Raw genomic sequence first — 18,771 nt, forward strand, 5'->3', positions numbered from 1 at the left:
TTTATACCCAAAAGCAGAAAATACGAATGTACAAATGGAGCTCAAACCCTTGCGGTTTGGGCTTTTTCTGATTTTGTAGAAAATCTGAGAACAACTATTTCTAAAAAGTTAATTATCATTTTGTAATGGAAATAGATAGAATTATTCACAAAACTGTTATGATCATTCCTATTGAAAGAAATGCTGGGGCATGATAGAATGACCGTATAGACGGAAATAAAATCTATAAATACGGATATAGCATAGCGGAGGAACACACATGATTATCAGTGAAAGAATTTTTTACATAATGGAGCAGAAGAACATGAGCCAGTTGGAACTGTCGAGAAGAACCGGGATTGCAACAAGCAACATCAGTGACTGGAAAAAGAAAAAGACGAATCCCAAAGCAGATTGTCTGTTATCCATATGTGACGCATTGGATATTACACCGGAACAGCTTTTAACGGGAAAAGGAATTGATCCGGAATATAAAGATACAGATATGGATTATGAAGTCACTAGGTCGGACATTAAGATATTGAAGCAGATTCACAGCCTTGGGGACGAACAGTATAAAAGATTGTTGGCATATATGAAGGCATTGAAGAAACTGGAAACAATGGAGAGTATTGTGGAGGAACAGAACTAGTAGTTAATACTAATAGGATGATAAGCCAGAATAGGGGGATGCAATGAAAAGTATTATGTTTAAGACAAAAATATTTCATGAGGGGAAAATGTATCTTCTTGTATCGGATGTTACAAAGTTGATGGAGATATCGGAGAAAGCATTTTGCAAGAAATATTCTGATAAGATTGTTGAGATCCCTGGTTGTAGGAAATGTATCGCAGAAACTGATTTTAATTTATTGATTTCAGATGACAAAGAACTTTTCAAGAAAATGGGTATGTTAGAAGTAACAAAGGTTGAAACACTGAGAAGTGAGATTGCGAGTATCATAAGCTTTCAGCTACTTAAATTCATGATGGCAAAAGAATATTTGAATATGATGAAGATAAAAACTGGATGCAAATCCGAGCAACAATATGTGGAGAAATATGAAATCCCGAAAGAATTTGATGAAGCATTACAGCGTTTTATGAATAGTCATCATGATAATAGTTACTATAAGTCAATGATTAACTATCTTAAGAATAAAGAATGTTTCGATTTAGATAAAATTCGGGAATTAGGATTGGATATTCAGTATTTGTCATCGATAACATCCGATGGATCCATGACTTTGGAAGTATTTGTAGTTGGAAAAGGAATATTTTATAGTGTCCTTGAAGATGATGAGGGTGAGCAATGGAACGAAATCCATATTGATGAGATGGGAAATATAAAGCTTCCTTACTTTTCTTATTATTCAGATCGAGTAGAAGAACGTATAATTAATCTCTCACATACTGAGGTGGATAGAGATTTTTCAAGATATAACACGGTAGAAAATATTCAGTGGTGCATACAAAACTTGAATATGAAGGGGATAGAAGATTATGAATTTGATGTTTTAGGTTATCATTCAGATGCTATAGACTTAAGAATTCATACAGATTTACTTGTAAAAATGATAGTCCCGGATGCAATTGATACTATTTTTACAGATCAGATTATTGATTTGGAGAAATTAGTCTGGATAACAGATGTAAGTGATATGAGAGTGTTTGCGTAGGATATATGAATTTAAACGTATCGAATCCGACCTGTTTAGAAGCTAAGTAGGATTGAATGTACTTATAATAATGTGGCTGCCATTTGCTACTTCACTAAAATAAACTATAGAAACAATGTCAGTGAAAGGAATATACATGGAAGAAGATAAAAAAGAAGAAATAGAAATTGTCAAAGTAACAGAGGAATTAATTAAGGCCAAAACCTATGAAGTAAGAGGTTATAAGGTAATGCTTGATTTTGATTTGGCTAAAATATATGGTTATTCAACCAAAGCTTTTAATCAACAGGTCAAAAATAACAGTGAGCGTTTCGCATCAGATTTTGCATTTAAACTTACCAAGGAAGAGGTTAACAACTTGAGGTCAAAAAATTTGACCTCAAGTTGGGGCGGTTCAAGATATTTGCCTAATGCTTTTACTGAACAAGGTATATACATGCTTATGACGATACTTAAAGGTGACCTTGCAGTTAAGCAGAGTATTGACCTCGTGAGAACATTCAAAAAAATGAAAGATTACATATTAGAAAACAGAGAATTGATAGGGCAGCGCAAACTACTTCAGCTAAGTATGGAGACTACCAATAACAGAATTGAAATAAGCAAGATAAATTCAGATATGATATCCATTGAAAAGCAAATCTCCGATGTTGTGGAGGGATTGAAGGATGTTGTAACAAAATCTGAGCTTGCTGATATGATGAATAGCTTCATTTCAGATGATGATGAAAAGTGGCTCATGTATAATGCGAAGTTTAGTAGCGCTGATGAAGTATATGCGTCAATTTATAGACAGGCAAAGGTCTCGATATATGTCGTTGATAATTATATTGGATTAAGAACACTGGTTCATCTAAAGAATTCTCAGTCAGGAGTATCTATTATTCTTTTTAGTGACAATGTTGGAAATAATAAGCTTCATAATATAGAATTTACTGATTTCTGCAAAGAGTATCCCAATGTAAAAATTTCCATGCAGAAAACTGGTGGGATATTTCATGATCGATTTATAGTGTTGGATTATGGAATATCTAAATATGCCCCGGTGATTGCTACACTGTTGAAAAAGCCGACTTTGATTTTACCACGATAGTGGGGAGTACAGATATGATTTATTGGTAATTGATGAGGCACACAGAATAACTAAATTTAATAATTCGATTAGTTCTGCCCAGATTGTAATTGTTCTTCAAGATGACAGGCAGCGGGTAAGAGGTAATGAAATTGGTACAAAGGATAATTTCAAAACTTTTGCGAGGAGAAATGGTTATACATTTACTGCATTTTCATTAGAGTATCAAAAGCGATCTGGATTAGGAAGCTATGTCGATAGATTAGATAGACTACTTTATGGGAAAGAATATCTAAATGATGTTGGATTAGGGATTGAAGTTACTGTGTGTGACAATATTCAGGATATGGAGTTATGGATGAACAATTGTCATAATACAACAACAAGTATAAAATATTATGCTTCTTATTGCTGGGAGTGGAAAAGTAAAAAGAAACCTACAGAAATAGATATTAAAATACCCAAAATTAATCCAGTATTTCAAAAGCAATGGAATCCGATGTATAATCAGTATGATTGGTATTTGGATTCAATTGATAAAGTTGGGTGTATTTATACGGCACAGGGGTTGGGATTTGATTATGTTGGATTTATTTGGTGGGATGATCTTGTATGGAGAACAGATCATTGGGAGGGTCATATTGATAAGGTTACCCGATACGATGAGCAATTGAGGGATTCTATTACCAATAACACAAATGCTCAGGAGTTATTGTTGAACATTTATCGAGTAATGCTTACGAGAGCAAAAAAAGGTTTGTGCATATGGTTTGAAGATGCAGAAACAAAAAAACATTTCAAAGAGGTGTGTCTGTTGGAGGAATAGCGATGGAAAGATTAGAAGAATTATCGGCACGAATAAAGAAATTTAATGAAGACAGGGATTGGGATCAGTTCCATACACCATCTAATTTGGCAAAGTCTATTTCGATTGAAGCAGGTGAATTGTTGGAATGTTTCCAATGGAATGATACTAATTATAATATGGATAATGTTCTTGAGGAACTTGCAGATGTAACAAATTATTGCCTGCAGATGGCGCAGGTTCTTGGTGTTGATATCATTGATGTAGTGAATAAGAAAATGGATATTACAGAAAAGAAATATCCTGTTGAAAAAGCCAAAGGAGTTTCGACAAAATACGATAAGTTATAAGGAGAGGTACGAATGGCAAAATACTCTATAGTAGAGTTGGCAGTCAGCAATGGTAATTTGGTTGGTGTTGACCAATTAAGCAATAATCAAAAGAGAGCATTAGAATTAAATAATGCTATTTATATATACAGAGGAACAAGGTCAAAGAAAGTATATATTGGTCAGACTATGCACTTTATTGAACGCCATAAGCAGCATTACAATGGAACGGAAGAAAAGTTTAGTACTGCTGATTTTAATAAAGTGATAGTAATCTTTTCGGTGTATTTTAATCGTTCTGCCCTGGATGATGTGGAGAGCCAGCTGATCACATATTTTATGGCCGATAACTCAAAGAAGGCTGGAGCAGTATCATTTGATCATGATGATGTAATTAATAGAACTGGTGGTAACAGTGTAAATGAATATGTTGGCAGAGAAAATGTTGCTTCAGATGTAATTCTTCCGTTATGGGAGAAAGAGTTATGGCCAAGAGGCTGGGTGAGTTCATCTACACTTGAGAAATTAAGGACAAAAGAGTTGGTGAAATATAGTCCTATCAAGCAATTGACGCCTGAACAGGGACAACTGATAACAGAAATCATTCATAATCCGGACAGGAATTATGTGATCAACGGGGATGCCGGGACTGGAAAGACTGTATTATTAACACATCTTGTTGCCAGTATACTTAAAGAAAGACCGGAGGCAAAGATAGGTGTTGTTGTACAGCCAAACTGGGAGAAAATATCTTTAAAATATATGGAATGAATAGCAGATATCTTTCTGTTACTACTGCGACAAAGATCATTACCGGGAATGAAAGATATGATGTCATTATTGTAGATGAGGCGCATAAGCTTTCCAGAAAGTATGGAAAGCAGCATCCTTCATTTGGACAGGTATATAAAATTCCGGGCTTTGAGGATTGCAATTCTCATCTTGAAATACTTCAGAAGATGGGAAAGCAGATCATTCTCATGTATGATGTATTGCAGGCTATCAGACCTGCAAACATTACAAGAGAGATGTTTCAGCAGCTGACGGCCGGTTATGAGAAAAAGTTTTTACATACGCAGTTTAGAATTCAGGCACCGAAAGGAAAAAGTTATACTTCTGATGATTATGTAAATGGTATCAAGTATCTGCTTTATAAAGATACAGGGCTGCTTGCTTCTGACTTAACTAATTATAATCAGGATTTTAACAGAGATGTTTTCAGGGACAAATCCGAAGATGCTTATTTTGGATATTTTACAGGAAAACCTATGCATCAGCTGATTGATTGGATCGAGGAAGATAGAAACTTCCATGCGGAACATATTAACAGAGTACTGTCCGGAATGTTTTGTTGTTCTACGGCTGATAAATGGAGTAGTACACATGGCAAAGATCCATCAATCACACATTTCCATGAGGATGGCTTGAATAGAAGATGGAACTCTACGCAGGAGAACTGGATTAATATTGGCGATGAAGATGCCGAGGATCAGATAGGTTCGGTATTTGCTGTGCAGGGAATCGACTTAAATAAGGTTGGGGTTATGATAGGACCTGATATAAGAGTGAATGAAGATGGAAAACTTGAGGCAGTTCCAGATAACCATAATAATACAAATAATAAGTTTTCTGTTGAAGAAATGACAGATCCTATGAATCAATTCGAATTTACGCTATACATTTTAAATCAGTATTATGTCTTGTTAACACGGGGGATTGATGGAATTCGACTTGGTTTTTGGGACGGAAACGATTCTTTTAGAAAGTATATGGAAGATACTTTGGATATAGGAGCATGAATAGTATAAGAATTTTATTAGGCACAACAAATCCTTCAAAAGTGAAACGATTTTCGGATCTGTTAAAAGGATATGATGTAGAGTTTGTTACTCTAAAGGATCTTGCAATTACAGATGAACCTGAAGAAAATGGAACAACACCGGAAGAAAATGCGATTGCAAAAGCAAAGTTTTATGGACAGTATTTTGAGGTTGTGATCTGCAATGATTCAGGACTCTATTTTGAAGAGCTGGCATTGGATGATGTGCGCCAGCCGGGATTAAATGTCAGAACTCCAATGCAGATGGACAGATTGTCAGATGAAGAGATGATCGATAAAGCCTCGTCAAAAAGATTTGAAGGATGGCCGCTTGATTCGCTGTCCATGAATAAAGAAACCGGACAATATTTTGTTGATGGAAGTATGGAAGAGAGTAAAGAAAATATCATTAAAGATGAATATGAAAAAAGGATTGTAGATTTTTTGACGAAGTCTTTGCATATTGCATGAAGTTGACAAGTCCATCCATTCATGTATATAATACAAAAGATGTAAATATCAGAGGAAAACAAAAATACTAGGAAAGGAGAGCAGACTATGCGCTGGAAAACAACGAATCTTCACCTGCAAAAAGGCAACAAATTAGCTGTTTACAGGGATAGTGCGCTCTTTTTCAGGTAAACAGTTTCTAAAATCAAGAATGTAAATATGAAAAAAACACTATCTCCTGTTCAAAAATATTGAAAAGATATTATTTTGAAAAGGAGATTTTTTTATGTGTAATTTTAATATAAAAAGACAGATCAATAAATTGTATACACTTACTGCGGTAAGCTATTTTCGGATTGCGGGAGCATCGTGGGTGGCGCTTCTTGCACTCAGAGGGTTTTCATTGTTACAGGTTGGAATACTGGAGAGTATTTTTCATATCGCAAGCAGTTGTTTTGAGATTCCATCAGGTGTTGTGGCAGATGTCTTTGGAAGGAAAAGGACGCTGGCTCTTTCGAAGCTGGTCAGTGTGCTGTCTTGTCTGGCTATGATTTTATCTGACAATTTTGGAACGGTGGCATTTGCGATTGCATTCAGCGCGCTCAGTTACAATCTGGAATCGGGAACCATAGAAGCTTTGGCGTATGACAGCTTAAAGTCGGTAAAGCAGGAAGAGAAATACAACCAATATGCTTCCACGGAAATGATGTTATATCGGATCACAAGTTCTACAGCAACACTTTGTGCAGGGTTTGCATTGTGGCTTGGGTACAAAAAGGCATATGCGATTGATATTTTCTTTGGGATGATCGCACTTGGAATTGTATGCAGTTTAAGAGAAATTTCCGGTTTCACTGGTGCTGACGATAAACTGATAAATTCACAGACGGATGAGCATAACAAAGAGCAGATGAGTGAAGAAAAGCAGGAACGGATGAATGAAGAGGAAACTGATCAGAAAAACATTCAGAACATCCGCATTTCAGAGAGACTTCAAAACGTCATCACAGAGAGCTGGCATTTCATGAAAAACAATCGAAAAGCCAGAAGCATTATGATCGTAAATGCATTGATCGGTGCAGTGTCAACACTTATCCTGTTTTTCCTGCAGGCAAAGCTGCCACTGGCGGGAATGAACGAGGCACTGCTTGGTCCGGCTCTTTTTGTCATGGGACTAGGAGCCGCACTCGGCGCCAAAGTGGTGGGATATTTTCCAAAATGGAAATACAAAAAGTATATTATTTTAAGCGGAATCGGTACTTTATTTGCGTTTGGAATGACGTTTTCGGGCAATCCATATCTGATGGTTCTTGGCGGATTTGCTGGTTCTTTTGCAGATGATTTTCTGGAAGTGCGCACAGACATCCTGTTAAATGATATGATTCCATCGGAGCAGAGAGCTACGCTTATTTCGGTAAATTCTTTTACATTTTCGTTGGTGATGATCGTGATGTCCACGTTGATGGGAAGTATTATGTAGGATATTATGATTCAGACATTAGCGGAAGTGTTAGAGCGCATAAAGGAATTAGAGACAGAGAATGAGGGGGTAATCAGCCGGAGGACGGCATACCGGTATAAGGTTTATTATGACGAGTTGAAAAAAGTCGGGGAGCGGGAGAATGGGAGAGAATAGAAAGGAACACAACTTATGCAGTTAACAAAACCGAAAATGGTCATTTTTGATGCAGGAAGAACACTGATGAATTACAAGGAAATCAACATTCGAAAAGGAATAGAGGCATATTTTCCGTACATCATCAGTAATCCGCATAACTATTCCATAGAAGAGATAGAAAAACAGGACGATGAAATATTTGGAATATTTGATTTATGTCGTGAAAACCGGTTTGAAATACCCGTGAAGAATAAATTAAGGTTATTATTCGATCTGTTGGAAATCCAACTTTCCATATCTTTAGATGAAGTAGCAAAGATAGAATGGGAAGAGGATCCTGTTATAGAGGCAGTGAACCATGCAGCAGAATTACTGCGCTGGCTTATTGAGAAAAAAATTAAAACAGCAGTGATTTCCAACATTGATTACAGTGGAACCTTGTTGAAAGAGAAATTGAAAGAAATATATCCGGAGAATCAGTTTGAATTTATGATCGCATCGAGTGATTACGGAGTGATGAAGCCAAATCACTATATTTTTCAGGCAGGAATCGTAAAGAGCGGTCTGGAAGCAAAGGACATCTGGTATGTCGGGGATAAAGTGGAGCTGGGAGAAAAATGACGGAAAAATAACCGGAAAACACAGTAGTTACACAAATGATGATTGAATCAATATGGAAATTTAATATTAGGGTATGTTATACTAAAAGAAAGCAAGTAAAAATGGGGGATTTCAAATGAGTGCGCAGACAGATTGTGAGATGCTTTCTATTGAAGTGATGGAAGCAGGTATTGTTTCATACAGAAAAGGCATTGCAATATGTGCAATTAGTTAGGAGGGTTTCTTATGCCAGAAAAGATATATAGTTTTAATGGAAAAGATATTACTATGAATGTATGTATACAGATTAGAGCTGTGGTAAAATTGCTACAGGAACGTTTTCATATTGCTTTTGAAGAGGCTGTAGTGCTTTTTTATAAATCGGAGACATATAAGACATTGCAGGAGACAGAAAACGGTTTATGGGCTGAGTCAGCGGAATATATAGCTGACAGATATTACGAAGAGCAGGGAAAATAACACTTTTCTTACAAACAACAAGGAACAATGTCAATCTTAGAAGCCCGGAAAAGCATTTCTATATTAAAGAATGAAGAGAGGACGACCTCTCTTCATTTTTTAATATAGCATTTATGTTTTTATAATACAAGACTGCAAATTAAGCAGCATTACTTCTATAATGTACGTTATCAATATGGAAAAGAGGAATGGAAATGATAAAAGGGTATTCGCACAAGCCTATGGGAACTGTTGCATTAGGAACTCACTTGGGTAATTTTTCAAAAGAAGATTCTTTGAAATATGTAGAAGCAATAAAGTATGCAGTTCGAAATGGGATATACTCTATTGATGGAGCTATAAATTATAGAGGAATGTGTTCAGAACGAGATGAAGGAGTTGCATTAGCTGAATTAATGAATTCTGGCATTATTACCAGAGAAGAGGTATTTATATCATCTAAGGCAGGATTATTATATGGAGATATTTCAGCAAAGCTTCCACCAATGAAATACTTGTCGGAAAAACTGGAAAATAAAGGAATATCAATAGAAGATTTTTCAGAATATGAAGGTTTATTCCAGACTCTCAATCCTGCTTTTTATGAAATAGCTCTTAATAAGTCATTGGAAAATTTAGGTCTTGAAATGATAGATGTTTATTACATTCATATTCCCGAGATAACAAAATTAAAGTTAACGGAAGACGAATTCTATGAGAAAATGGAAATGCTTATAAGATGGTATGAGACAAAGTGTTTTGAAGGAAAGATTAGATATTATGGCATAGCATTTGAATTTATGGTAGAAGAACCTTTCGAAAATAAGTGGCATATTGAGATTGAAAGAATAAAGAATATAGCAAGAAAAGTGTCCGGAGAAAAGAATCATTTTAAATATATTTTGTTTGAATATAATATCATGTGTGATTGGGCTGACACAGTGAAATCCCAGATGATAGATGGTGTGAAGATGACGATGATAGAAGCTTGTAAGGCATTGGAATTAGAGACGGTTGCCAGCATGCCATTTGCTATGGGAGATGGATTTAAGAAATATGCACTTAGTGACATGTTGGATTTTGTGTTGAAAAAGATGAATCACGTTATTGTTGGAAGCAAGAATCCGAAACATATTGAGGAGATACTGAGGTGTTGGAAAGTCAACCTTAGTGAATGCACTGGTGCAGATTAGTAGGAAAGCGACAGGTGAAAATGAATAAAGTATTTATTGTGGAGGATGATGCTGTCATTGCCAGGGCAGTGGCGGCACATCTTACAACATGGCAGATGCAGGTACAGTGTGCCGGCAATTTTGAAAAAATAACAGAAGAAGTGGAGGATTTTCAACCGGACATTATTATCATGGATATCAAACTTCCGTATTATAATGGATTTTACTGGTGTGCGGAAATCCGTAAAACGTCCAAAGTACCGATCGTTTTCTTATCTTCTGCGGACGATAACATGAATATTGTGATGGCAATGAACATGGGCGGCGACGATTTTATCGCAAAACCATTTGACTTACAGGTGCTGACCGCAAAATTACAGGCTGTACTTCGAAGAAGCTATGGAAGCAAACTCACAAGCCACTCGATCGAATGTGGAGAAGTTGTACTGAATCTGAATGATACTTCTGTCGCAGTCTGTGGAGAGAAGATCGACCTCACAAAAAATGAATTTCTGATCTTAAAGACGTTAATGGAAAAACAGGGAAAAGTGGTAAGCCGCGAAGAAATCATGGAACGTCTCTGGGGCAATGATGAATTTGTGGATGATAATACGCTGACGGTCAACATCACAAGGATACGGAAAAAGCTGGAAGCCGCTGGAGTGGATGATTTCATCACAACAAAGCGTGGGCTTGGATATCTGGTTGGAGTATAAAAATACAGGAGTTAGATGATGAACCATAATATGCAGATGCAAAAAGAAACAGGAAAAATTTTACATAGAAAATTTTTGTCAGAAAATATAGGCTTATTATTGATGGCTCCTGTTTTCCTGCTCCTAATGTTTATAGTATCCAATTTATATCAGCTTCCGGCAGAATATGCCTTTTATTTAACAAGTATATTTCTGATACTCTGGGTGACCACTTTGTGTATGCAGTACCGGGGATTCCGGAAGAGAACAGAGCAATATGAAAAAGAAAGCAAAGAAAAGCAGGAAAGCAATTCAAAAGAGAGCAGACAATGGGAAGAATTACAGGAAAAGCAGGACTTTTTTGCATTGTGGGCACATCAGATCAAGACACCAATCGCGGCTTTGAATCTTCTTTTGCAGGGAGAAAAGCAGGATGCGGCAGTATGCCGACAGGAATTATTTAAAATAGAGAGTTACGTGGAGATGGCATTGAATTATCTCCGCTTTGAAGAGATGAGCAATGATCTTGTGCTTGAGCGAAATTCACTGGAACAATTAGTCCGGCAGGTAGTAAAAAAATATGCAGCAATTTTTATCTACAATCATATTTCCATTCAGCTGGAACATTTGGACTATACAGTGCTTACAGATGAGAAATGGTTTTGTTTTGCATTGGAACAGATTTTATCGAATGCGTTAAAATACACAAAGCAGGGAAGTGTGAAGATTTCGGCGGAAGAATCTGCAAATGGTTTGAGAGTTTTGGTAAAGGACACCGGCATCGGCATTCGGAGTGAGGACCTGCCGAGGATTTTTGAAAAAGGTTTTACCGGATATAACGGCAGGATGGATAAGAAGGCGAGCGGTCTTGGACTTTATCTGTGCAAAGGTGTGTGTGAGAAGCTTGGACATGGGATTTCTGTGGCTTCGAAAGAGGGAGATGGAACGACTGTGATGATTACTCTTCAGTGCGAAAAAGTGCAGCAGGGAGATCTTGTGAATATGTAGATCTTGAAAAGAGTAACATACTTTTCTTACAAAAATGTAAGATTATGACAAGGAAATGTAAGCCAAAGAAAGGGCACTACATTTCCTTTTTTGCTATGATAGTCTTACAAACAAGGAGGAAAATATATGTCAATCTTAGAAGTCAATCATATCAAAAAAGTATATAAAACACGTATGGGCGGGGACGAAGTCACCGCATTAAGAGATGTGCATTTCAGTGTGGAACCGGGAGAATTTGTGGCGATCATGGGAGAATCAGGAAGTGGCAAGACAACGCTTCTGAACATCCTTGCAAGCCTTGATACACCGACCGCCGGAAAAGTGCTGGTGGATGGAAAAGATTTCACCACATTAAAGGACAATGAGCGTGCGATTTTCAGAAGAAGCAATCTCGGATTCATCTTTCAGGATTTTAATCTCCTGGATAATTTTTCCATCGAAGATAATATCAAACTGCCGCTGGTGCTGGCAGGAGAGGATTACAAGAAAATGGATGCAAAAGTGGAAAAGGCTGCCGGGCAGCTTGGAATTGTGGGGCTTTTGAAGAAATATCCTTATGAGGTGTCCGGTGGGCAGAAACAGAGAACTGCGATCGCAAGGGCTTTGATCACAAATCCAAGGATCCTTCTGGCAGATGAACCGACCGGGGCATTAGATTCCAAGGCGGCGACCAACCTGTTAAAGCAGCTTCGTGAGATTAACCAGACAGGTCAGACGATTCTTATGGTAACACACAGCAATGTGGCGGCAAGCTATGCCGACCGTGTCATGTTCATTAAGGATGGTGAAGTATTCCATCAGATTTACCGCGGTGATATGACAAGAAGTGCACTGTTAGATAAGATCTGTGACGCAGTGACCGTTCTGATGAGAGGAGGAGAGGACAGTGAATCATAAGCTTCTTACAAAATTTGTGTTCAGTGGAATGCAGAAAAATAAAAAGACACTGATCCCATATCTGCTTGCAGGAACGATGACTGTCATGATTTATTATATTTTGCAGTCACTTGCGCATTGTCCATACATTTATAAAGATGGAGTGGAAGCGTTTTATGGTGCACAGATTATCTCGATTTTACTGGAAATCAGCGGTCAGATCGTAGCAGTCTTTGCGGCAGTTTTTCTTTTTTATACGAATCAGTTTATGATAAGGGCGAGAAAAAAGGAGATGGGGCTTTATGGAGTTCTTGGAATGTCCAAAAAGAATATTACCTATATTTTAGCTGCGGAGAGCCTGATTCATGCTTTGACCAGCATTATTACAGGAATTATGATGGGAACTTTTCTGAACAAATTGATGCTTCTCATTCTCTATAAGATTATCAATCAGCCACCGGTAAACGGACTGTTTTTCTCAGTGGAAGCACTGAAAAGTACATTGGTTTTATTTGTTATCCTTTTTGCAGTCAGTCTGATTTATAATGTGGCTTCCATCCGGGTTGGAAAACCAATCGCACTGCTGCAGAGTGACAGAACAGGGGAAAAAGAACCGAAAGTGAAAGTTCCTATATTTATTCTTGGAATTATAACACTGACTGCGGGATATAAGCTGGTACTTTCTGCTAAGTCAATCGGGGGTGCGGTCAACATATTATTTGTCAGCATTCTGCTTGTTGTGATCGCAACCTATTGTCTTTTTACAGCCGGAAGTATTTTTATCCTGAAGTGCATGAAAAAGAATCCGAAGTTTTACTATAAAACAAAGAATTTTATCAGTGTATCGAATCTGATGTTCCGGATGAAACATAATGCAGCAGGACTGGCGTCCATCTGTGTACTTTCTACAGGTGTGATCCTGTTGCTGACCTGTGGCTTTTCACTGATGATGCTCATCGGGAAAAATATAGATGACAGATATCCGACAGATATTATAGTGACAGAAACTGTGTCAGAGGCAGGAAAAGGCATGGATGATTTTGCTGCTATAAATAAAGCGTTGCAGCAGGATGGGATTGTGACTACCGACCAGATTTACAGACAGTACCGGAATATCATGGTCACGGAAAAAGATGGAAAACAAAAGATCACAGACCCGGATACATTCGACAGTGACATAGCCTCCGATATAGTTACGTATCTGTTGTCTGCTGCTGATTATAACGAATATGCCGATATGAATCTGACACTTAAGGATGACGAAATACTCATCTACAGTTCAGGAAAAGAATGGAAAAAAGGTGATAACCTGAATTTTATGGGAAAAGAGTATACAGTAGCAGGAGAGGCAGAGTATTCTGCAATCCGCTATATCATTGATTCGACCATGTCAATTTTCGAACGTGAAATTCTTGTCTTTCCGGATGATGAGCAGATCTGTGACCTGATGACGGAAGCCGGACAGAGAGTGAATCCGGATGAGTATGAAGTTTTCATCGGATACCAGTTAGAAAAAGCTCTGACAGAAGAACAGATGGAAACGGTCAGAGCTTTGATGGAACTGGGGGGATTAAACCGTGAAGCAATTCGTTTTAAATCAGAGGAGATGAGCGCTTTTTATAGTATCTATGGTGGAATCTTTTTTGTAGGAATGTTTCTGGCAGCACTCTTTCTCATGGCAACGGTTATGATCATTTACTACAAACAGATGTCGGAAGGGTACGAAGACCAGAAGCGATTCCAGATCCTTTCCAATGTCGGTCTGACTGAAAAAGAAGCAAAAGAATCCATCCGGACGCAGGTTATGTTATTATTTTACCTTCCGGTCGCAGTAGCGATTATGCATATGATCGTGGCAAGCAGCGTGGTTAGACTGTTTTTACGGATGATACTGATCGTGGATGCCTTTACCTTTGACATGGCGATCGCAATCGTGAGCATGATCTTCCTTGTGATCTATACGATTGTATACAAGATCACTTCGAGAGAATACTACAAGATCGTGAATAGGAAAGATTAAATTTGCCCTATTGACAGCACAATGCTTTTTACTTGGCTCTCTACTGAACTATAGCATACATCAAACTATTGAAATTTGGCATCGCACTTGTGATGCCTTTTTCAATGATTTTCAGCCCATTTCGCAGCAACTCATTCTCAAAAGTACTGAATGAAACCATCCTGCAAGAAGTTCCAGCAACCATCATTTTTCCGGTTTCATGTTCTCTTTCCTGAAGCTCAAAAGCGTTGCTTATATCACTTTGCATTTCATAATTTCCGTCTCCCATTGAACAAATAAGTGCAATTCCATCTGATTTCAAATGACGATGTATGAATTGATAAAACCCGTTTCTGTCTTCATCTAAAACTAACATATGAACAACTGCAACCGAATAAATGAAATCAAATTTCTCATCCAAATCACTTGATAAACAATCCAAAACCATGAATTTTGATTCAAAATCAGGCATTTTTTTCTTGCAATAGTTTATTGCTTCAGGCGATATATCGGTTGCTATAAGGTGAAAGCCATTTTCTAAAACGGTGGCGGAGTCTCTGCCTTCACCACACCCGATTTCCAGTAACGACTGCTCGGGATGAAGGTGATATCTCTTAATAATATCCATAACAATTGGAGTATTTTTCATCTGTGTCCAACTGACACCCTTTTCATGAGCGGTTTTATATCGATCTTCATAGGCTTCATAATATTTTCTGTTCTCTTTTTGCATGGATGCCCCCTCATTAAAATTTGTATACCATCCAAGGCGGAGCGTATGCTTCACCGAATGGTTTTTTATGGTGATAGTTTATCATACTACGCAGAATGTGTGTAGGTTTTCGCATCAGATACAAAAAGAATATTATCATACAGTACCGCAGGCTAATGTGTTTTTGGGGAAACCGTACGTAACTTACAGATAAAGAAATCAAAGAACCTGCCGACAGGATCCATAACGATGAAAAAGCAGAAAAAGATGCATAGAAGAATTAGGTATGATAAAATAAGAGAAGAGAAGTCAGATGACGTTATAGATACCGAGAAACGATAGAAGGTGGGGCAGTCAGATGAAAAAGAACATCCTATTCGGACTTATAATATTATCATTTGTTCTTGCAGGCTGTAAGCAGGATGTAAAAGAAGAAAAAGAAGCATCAACAGAAGTAACAAAAGAACTGTCCGGCGGGCAGGAAGAAGTTACAGAGACACCGGAACATACAGAGACACCGGGACAGAATACACAAAGTTTTAAGGGAAGAGTGATTGAGAATCAGACATTTGAAATTCAGCTGGATGACTGGGGAATGGTAACATTTACATCAGTTGCACCTGAAGAGAATTCGAATAATCCAGAATTCTTATTAGTGAAGAATGATAAAGTTATATATGAGTTTCCGGAAATAAAGGCAGACGCTTCGGATTCATTTAAACAGATCAGTGGTGTAAAGTTTTCAGATGTGAATATGGATGGGAAAAAGGATGTTTTGCTGCTACTCCAATACTGTAATGATGGAGATTCGTGGAATATGCCGGTTATATTTTTACAGGAAAATCCGGACAATATGATGTATCTGGATTATCCAAATCTGGAAAGCTACAAAGTCGAAGCGAAAACAGAAAATGGCACTCCTTTTTATAGGGATACTTTTTTTGAAGAATTTCTCGGTAAGCAGCATCTGACAGAAAAGCTTTCTGATATGGAAGGCGTATGGACAGATTATGTAGAGTATTTGGACAGCATATCAGGTGCCACTATGGACATCCAAAAGCAGATTGAGGTATTTGCACAAAACAGGGACAAGTGGGCAACTGACATTGATTTTGCCGATGAACAATATAAATTCACGCTGGCTGATCTGGATATGGACGGACAAGTGGAACTTTTGGTTTCACATTCTGGCGGCACAGGATTTTTTTCTTATACAAGTTTTTACAATGTAGATAAGGATGGAAAACTAAAAGAACTGAATACGACTTTTTCAGAATATGAATCCCAGCCGGATCTTATGGATCAGGTATCGGATGAAAGTGATGTGATGGTATATTCTAATATCATAAATGGAAAAGGATATTATAATTATATCGTGTACGATCTCATGAAGGAGTCACCGAGCAGTTATGTATACCGTGTCAGTTCGCTTGCAATCGTTGATGATGTTGTAACAGAAACAAAACTGGCAGTCGAATACGAAACATATGATGGTCCGGATTATGCAGCGACAGTCAGCTATAAGGACTATACCGGGGCAGAACTGACAGAGGAAGAGTATTATGCTTATGCGGCAGCCTATTATGATGCACAAAATGCAGCAGAACAAAGGGCACATTTTCAATGGAAGGACGTCAGTGATATCGTAAATGCGAGTGACGAAGAGGCAGTCCAAATGCTTACGGAAGTGTATAACGCATACAGTTTTGATTAATAAGGTTTAGGTGTCAAAAAGCGGGAAATAGACTTTTTGATACCTGACTTTTAATAAAAAACAGAAAGCAGCACGGTTAAGAGAAACGATTAAAAAAAACTGTCATATATTAAAGTGTACCTGAATATAGCACGTTGCTTAACAGGGACAATAAAAAACAGGAAAGGAAAAATATATGGCACGTTTTACAAACCAGGCACAATTGCGTTATGGAAGATCCATTGCCAATTCAAATATAGCAGTCGGTGAGATTCTGGAAGTTTTATCCGCTGCAAAGGAGGCAGTGCGGAATACTTACAGACAAAACGATACGATCACCTATGTGATCAGTATTGTAAATGCGGGAACGTTAGCTTATACAGGACTTACCATTACAGACAATCTGGGAGCATATCCTTATAATACAACAACACTTGTTCCACTGGATTATATGGAAGGAACAGCGAAGTATTATATCAATGGTGTATTGCAGCCGGCACCTGCAGTAACAGCCGGACCGCCACTTGTAATAAATGGGATCACAGTACCGGCAGGCGGCAATGCAGTGATCGTATATGAAGCAGAAGTAAATCCGTACGCACCACTTGCTGCAACCGGAAATATTGTAAATACAGCAACGATCACAGGCGGAGGCATTACGCCGATCGAGGTGACAGAGACAGTGGTAACAGATAATGAGCCACTATTAAATATCACGAAATCAATCAGCCCGGTTCCGGTAACGGAAAATGGAACGCTGACCTATACGTTTCTCATTCAGAACACCGGAAATACTGCAGCGGATGCAGCCACAGCAGCAGAGATCATCGATACGTTTGATCCGATTCTTTCCAACATAGCGGTAAGCTATAATGGAACAGCACTTGCGGCCGGAACAGATTACACATACAACGAAGCAACCGGATTATTTGCAACAACAGCCGGAAGAATCACAGTACCTGCGGCAGTTTATACGCAGGATCCGGCTACCGGAAACTGGATCGTAACACCGGGAACAGGAACCTTAACCGTGACAGGAACAATCTGATCACAACGCATATAAAGAGCAATTCCACAGTATTACCGGAGAAAGAAAAGGATTTTTGCAAAATAAGCGGAAAACACTTTCTTAATGTAATGTGATATAGTATAATGCAACTTAAGAATAATTTCAGGAGGCAGAGAAAATGGATATGAATATCGTATGTCTGGATCTGGAGGGTGTTCTTGTGCCTGAGATCTGGGTTGCATTTGCAGAAGAGACAGGAATCCCGGAGTTAAAGAAAACAACAAGAGATGAGCCGGATTATGATAAACTGATGAAATGGAGACTTGGAATTTTAAAAGAACATGGTCTTGGCTTAAAAGAGATACAGGAGACAATTGCAAAGATCAATCCGATGCCAGGGGCAAAAGAGTTTTTAGATGAACTGCGCAGCATGACACAGGTGATCATCATCAGTGATACATTTACACAGTTTGCAGCACCACTTATGAAAAAGCTGGGATGGCCGACGATTTTCTGCAATTCACTGGAAGTGGCAGAAGATGGCGAGATTACAGGTTACAGGATGAGAGTAGAAAATTCCAAGTATTCAACAGTAAAAGCACTCCAGTCGATTGGATTCGAGACGATCGCAAGTGGAGACAGCCATAACGATCTTGGAATGATCAAAGCCAGCAAGGCAGGCTTTTTATTCAAAAGCACAGAACAGATCAAAAAGGATAATCCGGAGCTGCCAGCGTATGAGACTTATGATGAATTAATGGAAGCGATTAAGAAGGCGTTATAAAAGCTACAAAAAA

Annotated in this window: 21 protein-coding genes; 20 read left to right on the top strand and 1 reads right to left on the bottom strand. The window is 38.0% G+C overall.

The window, feature by feature from the left end:
• Positions 1 to 259 precede the first annotated feature (259 nt).
• The 17 genes from ROSEINA2194_RS02655 (at position 260) to ROSEINA2194_RS02725 (ending at position 14,581) form a co-directional block, all read left to right on the top strand.
• Positions 260 to 631, top strand: coding sequence for a helix-turn-helix domain-containing protein (locus ROSEINA2194_RS02655; protein ID WP_007883085.1), 372 nt, complete (start codon positions 260 to 262; stop codon positions 629 to 631).
• A 43-nt stretch (positions 632 to 674) separates the two neighbouring features.
• On the top strand, positions 675 to 1,658 hold the full coding sequence (locus ROSEINA2194_RS02660) for a hypothetical protein (protein ID WP_007883087.1): 984 nt from the start codon (positions 675 to 677) through the stop codon (positions 1,656 to 1,658).
• A 136-nt stretch (positions 1,659 to 1,794) separates the two neighbouring features.
• A complete protein-coding gene (locus ROSEINA2194_RS02665; protein ID WP_044927016.1) occupies positions 1,795 to 2,751 on the top strand; it encodes an ORF6N domain-containing protein in 957 nt (318 codons plus the stop codon).
• Positions 2,752 to 2,773: 22 nt separating this feature from the next.
• Positions 2,774 to 3,556, top strand: coding sequence for a DNA/RNA helicase domain-containing protein (locus ROSEINA2194_RS02670; protein WP_007883092.1), 783 nt, complete (start codon positions 2,774 to 2,776; stop codon positions 3,554 to 3,556).
• Positions 3,557 to 3,558: 2 nt separating this feature from the next.
• Entirely contained in the window at positions 3,559 to 3,885 is a 327-nt protein-coding gene (locus ROSEINA2194_RS02675; protein ID WP_007883094.1) for a nucleotide pyrophosphohydrolase, read from the top strand.
• Positions 3,886 to 3,897: 12 nt separating this feature from the next.
• Positions 3,898 to 4,635, top strand: coding sequence for a GIY-YIG nuclease family protein (locus tag ROSEINA2194_RS21450; protein ID WP_007883096.1), 738 nt, complete (start codon positions 3,898 to 3,900; stop codon positions 4,633 to 4,635).
• A complete protein-coding gene (locus ROSEINA2194_RS21455; protein WP_007883097.1) occupies positions 4,632 to 5,663 on the top strand; it encodes a DNA/RNA helicase domain-containing protein in 1,032 nt (343 codons plus the stop codon). Before ROSEINA2194_RS21450 ends, ROSEINA2194_RS21455 begins: the two co-directional genes overlap by 4 nt.
• On the top strand, positions 5,660 to 6,154 hold the full coding sequence (locus ROSEINA2194_RS19540; RefSeq protein WP_007883098.1) for a non-canonical purine NTP pyrophosphatase: 495 nt from the start codon (positions 5,660 to 5,662) through the stop codon (positions 6,152 to 6,154). Before ROSEINA2194_RS21455 ends, ROSEINA2194_RS19540 begins: the two co-directional genes overlap by 4 nt.
• 265 nt (positions 6,155 to 6,419) lie before the next feature.
• Complete coding sequence (locus ROSEINA2194_RS02690; RefSeq protein ID WP_007883101.1) at positions 6,420 to 7,613, top strand: MFS transporter; 1,194 nt, start codon at positions 6,420 to 6,422, stop codon at positions 7,611 to 7,613.
• Positions 7,614 to 7,619: 6 nt separating this feature from the next.
• Positions 7,620 to 7,769, top strand: coding sequence for a hypothetical protein (locus ROSEINA2194_RS20825; protein ID WP_007883103.1), 150 nt, complete (start codon positions 7,620 to 7,622; stop codon positions 7,767 to 7,769).
• Between the two features lie 15 nt (positions 7,770 to 7,784).
• Complete coding sequence (locus tag ROSEINA2194_RS02695; protein WP_007883104.1) at positions 7,785 to 8,372, top strand: HAD family hydrolase; 588 nt, start codon at positions 7,785 to 7,787, stop codon at positions 8,370 to 8,372.
• A 225-nt stretch (positions 8,373 to 8,597) separates the two neighbouring features.
• Complete coding sequence (locus tag ROSEINA2194_RS02700) at positions 8,598 to 8,831, top strand: hypothetical protein (protein ID WP_007883105.1); 234 nt, start codon at positions 8,598 to 8,600, stop codon at positions 8,829 to 8,831.
• 194 nt (positions 8,832 to 9,025) lie between these two features.
• Positions 9,026 to 10,003, top strand: coding sequence for an aldo/keto reductase (locus ROSEINA2194_RS02705; RefSeq protein ID WP_044927017.1), 978 nt, complete (start codon positions 9,026 to 9,028; stop codon positions 10,001 to 10,003).
• 20 nt (positions 10,004 to 10,023) lie between these two features.
• Positions 10,024 to 10,698, top strand: coding sequence for a response regulator transcription factor (locus tag ROSEINA2194_RS02710; RefSeq protein ID WP_044927021.1), 675 nt, complete (start codon positions 10,024 to 10,026; stop codon positions 10,696 to 10,698).
• A gap of 15 nt (positions 10,699 to 10,713) precedes the next feature.
• Positions 10,714 to 11,685: a sensor histidine kinase gene (locus ROSEINA2194_RS02715; protein WP_007883112.1), complete on the top strand. Its 972-nt coding sequence runs from the start codon at positions 10,714 to 10,716 to the stop codon at positions 11,683 to 11,685.
• 126 nt (positions 11,686 to 11,811) lie between these two features.
• Complete coding sequence (locus ROSEINA2194_RS02720) at positions 11,812 to 12,582, top strand: ABC transporter ATP-binding protein (protein WP_007883116.1); 771 nt, start codon at positions 11,812 to 11,814, stop codon at positions 12,580 to 12,582.
• A complete protein-coding gene (locus tag ROSEINA2194_RS02725; protein ID WP_007883117.1) occupies positions 12,572 to 14,581 on the top strand; it encodes an ABC transporter permease in 2,010 nt (669 codons plus the stop codon). The genes ROSEINA2194_RS02720 and ROSEINA2194_RS02725 overlap by 11 nt, the downstream gene beginning before the upstream one ends.
• Positions 14,582 to 14,621: 40 nt before the next feature.
• Here ROSEINA2194_RS02725 and ROSEINA2194_RS02730 read toward each other — a convergent pair whose 3' ends face one another.
• Positions 14,622 to 15,293 (bottom strand): class I SAM-dependent methyltransferase, encoded by a 672-nt coding sequence (locus ROSEINA2194_RS02730; RefSeq protein ID WP_172727037.1) that lies wholly within the window; start codon positions 15,291 to 15,293, stop codon positions 14,622 to 14,624.
• A gap of 337 nt (positions 15,294 to 15,630) precedes the next feature.
• Here ROSEINA2194_RS02730 and ROSEINA2194_RS02735 point away from each other — a divergent pair, with 337 nt between their 5' ends.
• From ROSEINA2194_RS02735 to thrH, 3 genes are all read left to right on the top strand, one after another.
• Positions 15,631 to 16,986, top strand: coding sequence for a hypothetical protein (locus ROSEINA2194_RS02735; protein WP_007883119.1), 1,356 nt, complete (start codon positions 15,631 to 15,633; stop codon positions 16,984 to 16,986).
• Positions 16,987 to 17,161: 175 nt separating this feature from the next.
• Entirely contained in the window at positions 17,162 to 18,013 is an 852-nt protein-coding gene (locus tag ROSEINA2194_RS02740) for a DUF11 domain-containing protein (RefSeq protein WP_007883120.1), read from the top strand.
• Between the two features lie 145 nt (positions 18,014 to 18,158).
• Positions 18,159 to 18,758, top strand: coding sequence for a bifunctional phosphoserine phosphatase/homoserine phosphotransferase ThrH (gene thrH / locus ROSEINA2194_RS02745; RefSeq protein ID WP_044927026.1), 600 nt, complete (start codon positions 18,159 to 18,161; stop codon positions 18,756 to 18,758).
• The last annotated feature ends 13 nt before the right edge of the window (positions 18,759 to 18,771 follow it).

Source organism: Roseburia inulinivorans DSM 16841 (assembly GCF_000174195.1).
GTDB lineage: Bacteria > Bacillota > Clostridia > Lachnospirales > Lachnospiraceae > Roseburia > Roseburia inulinivorans.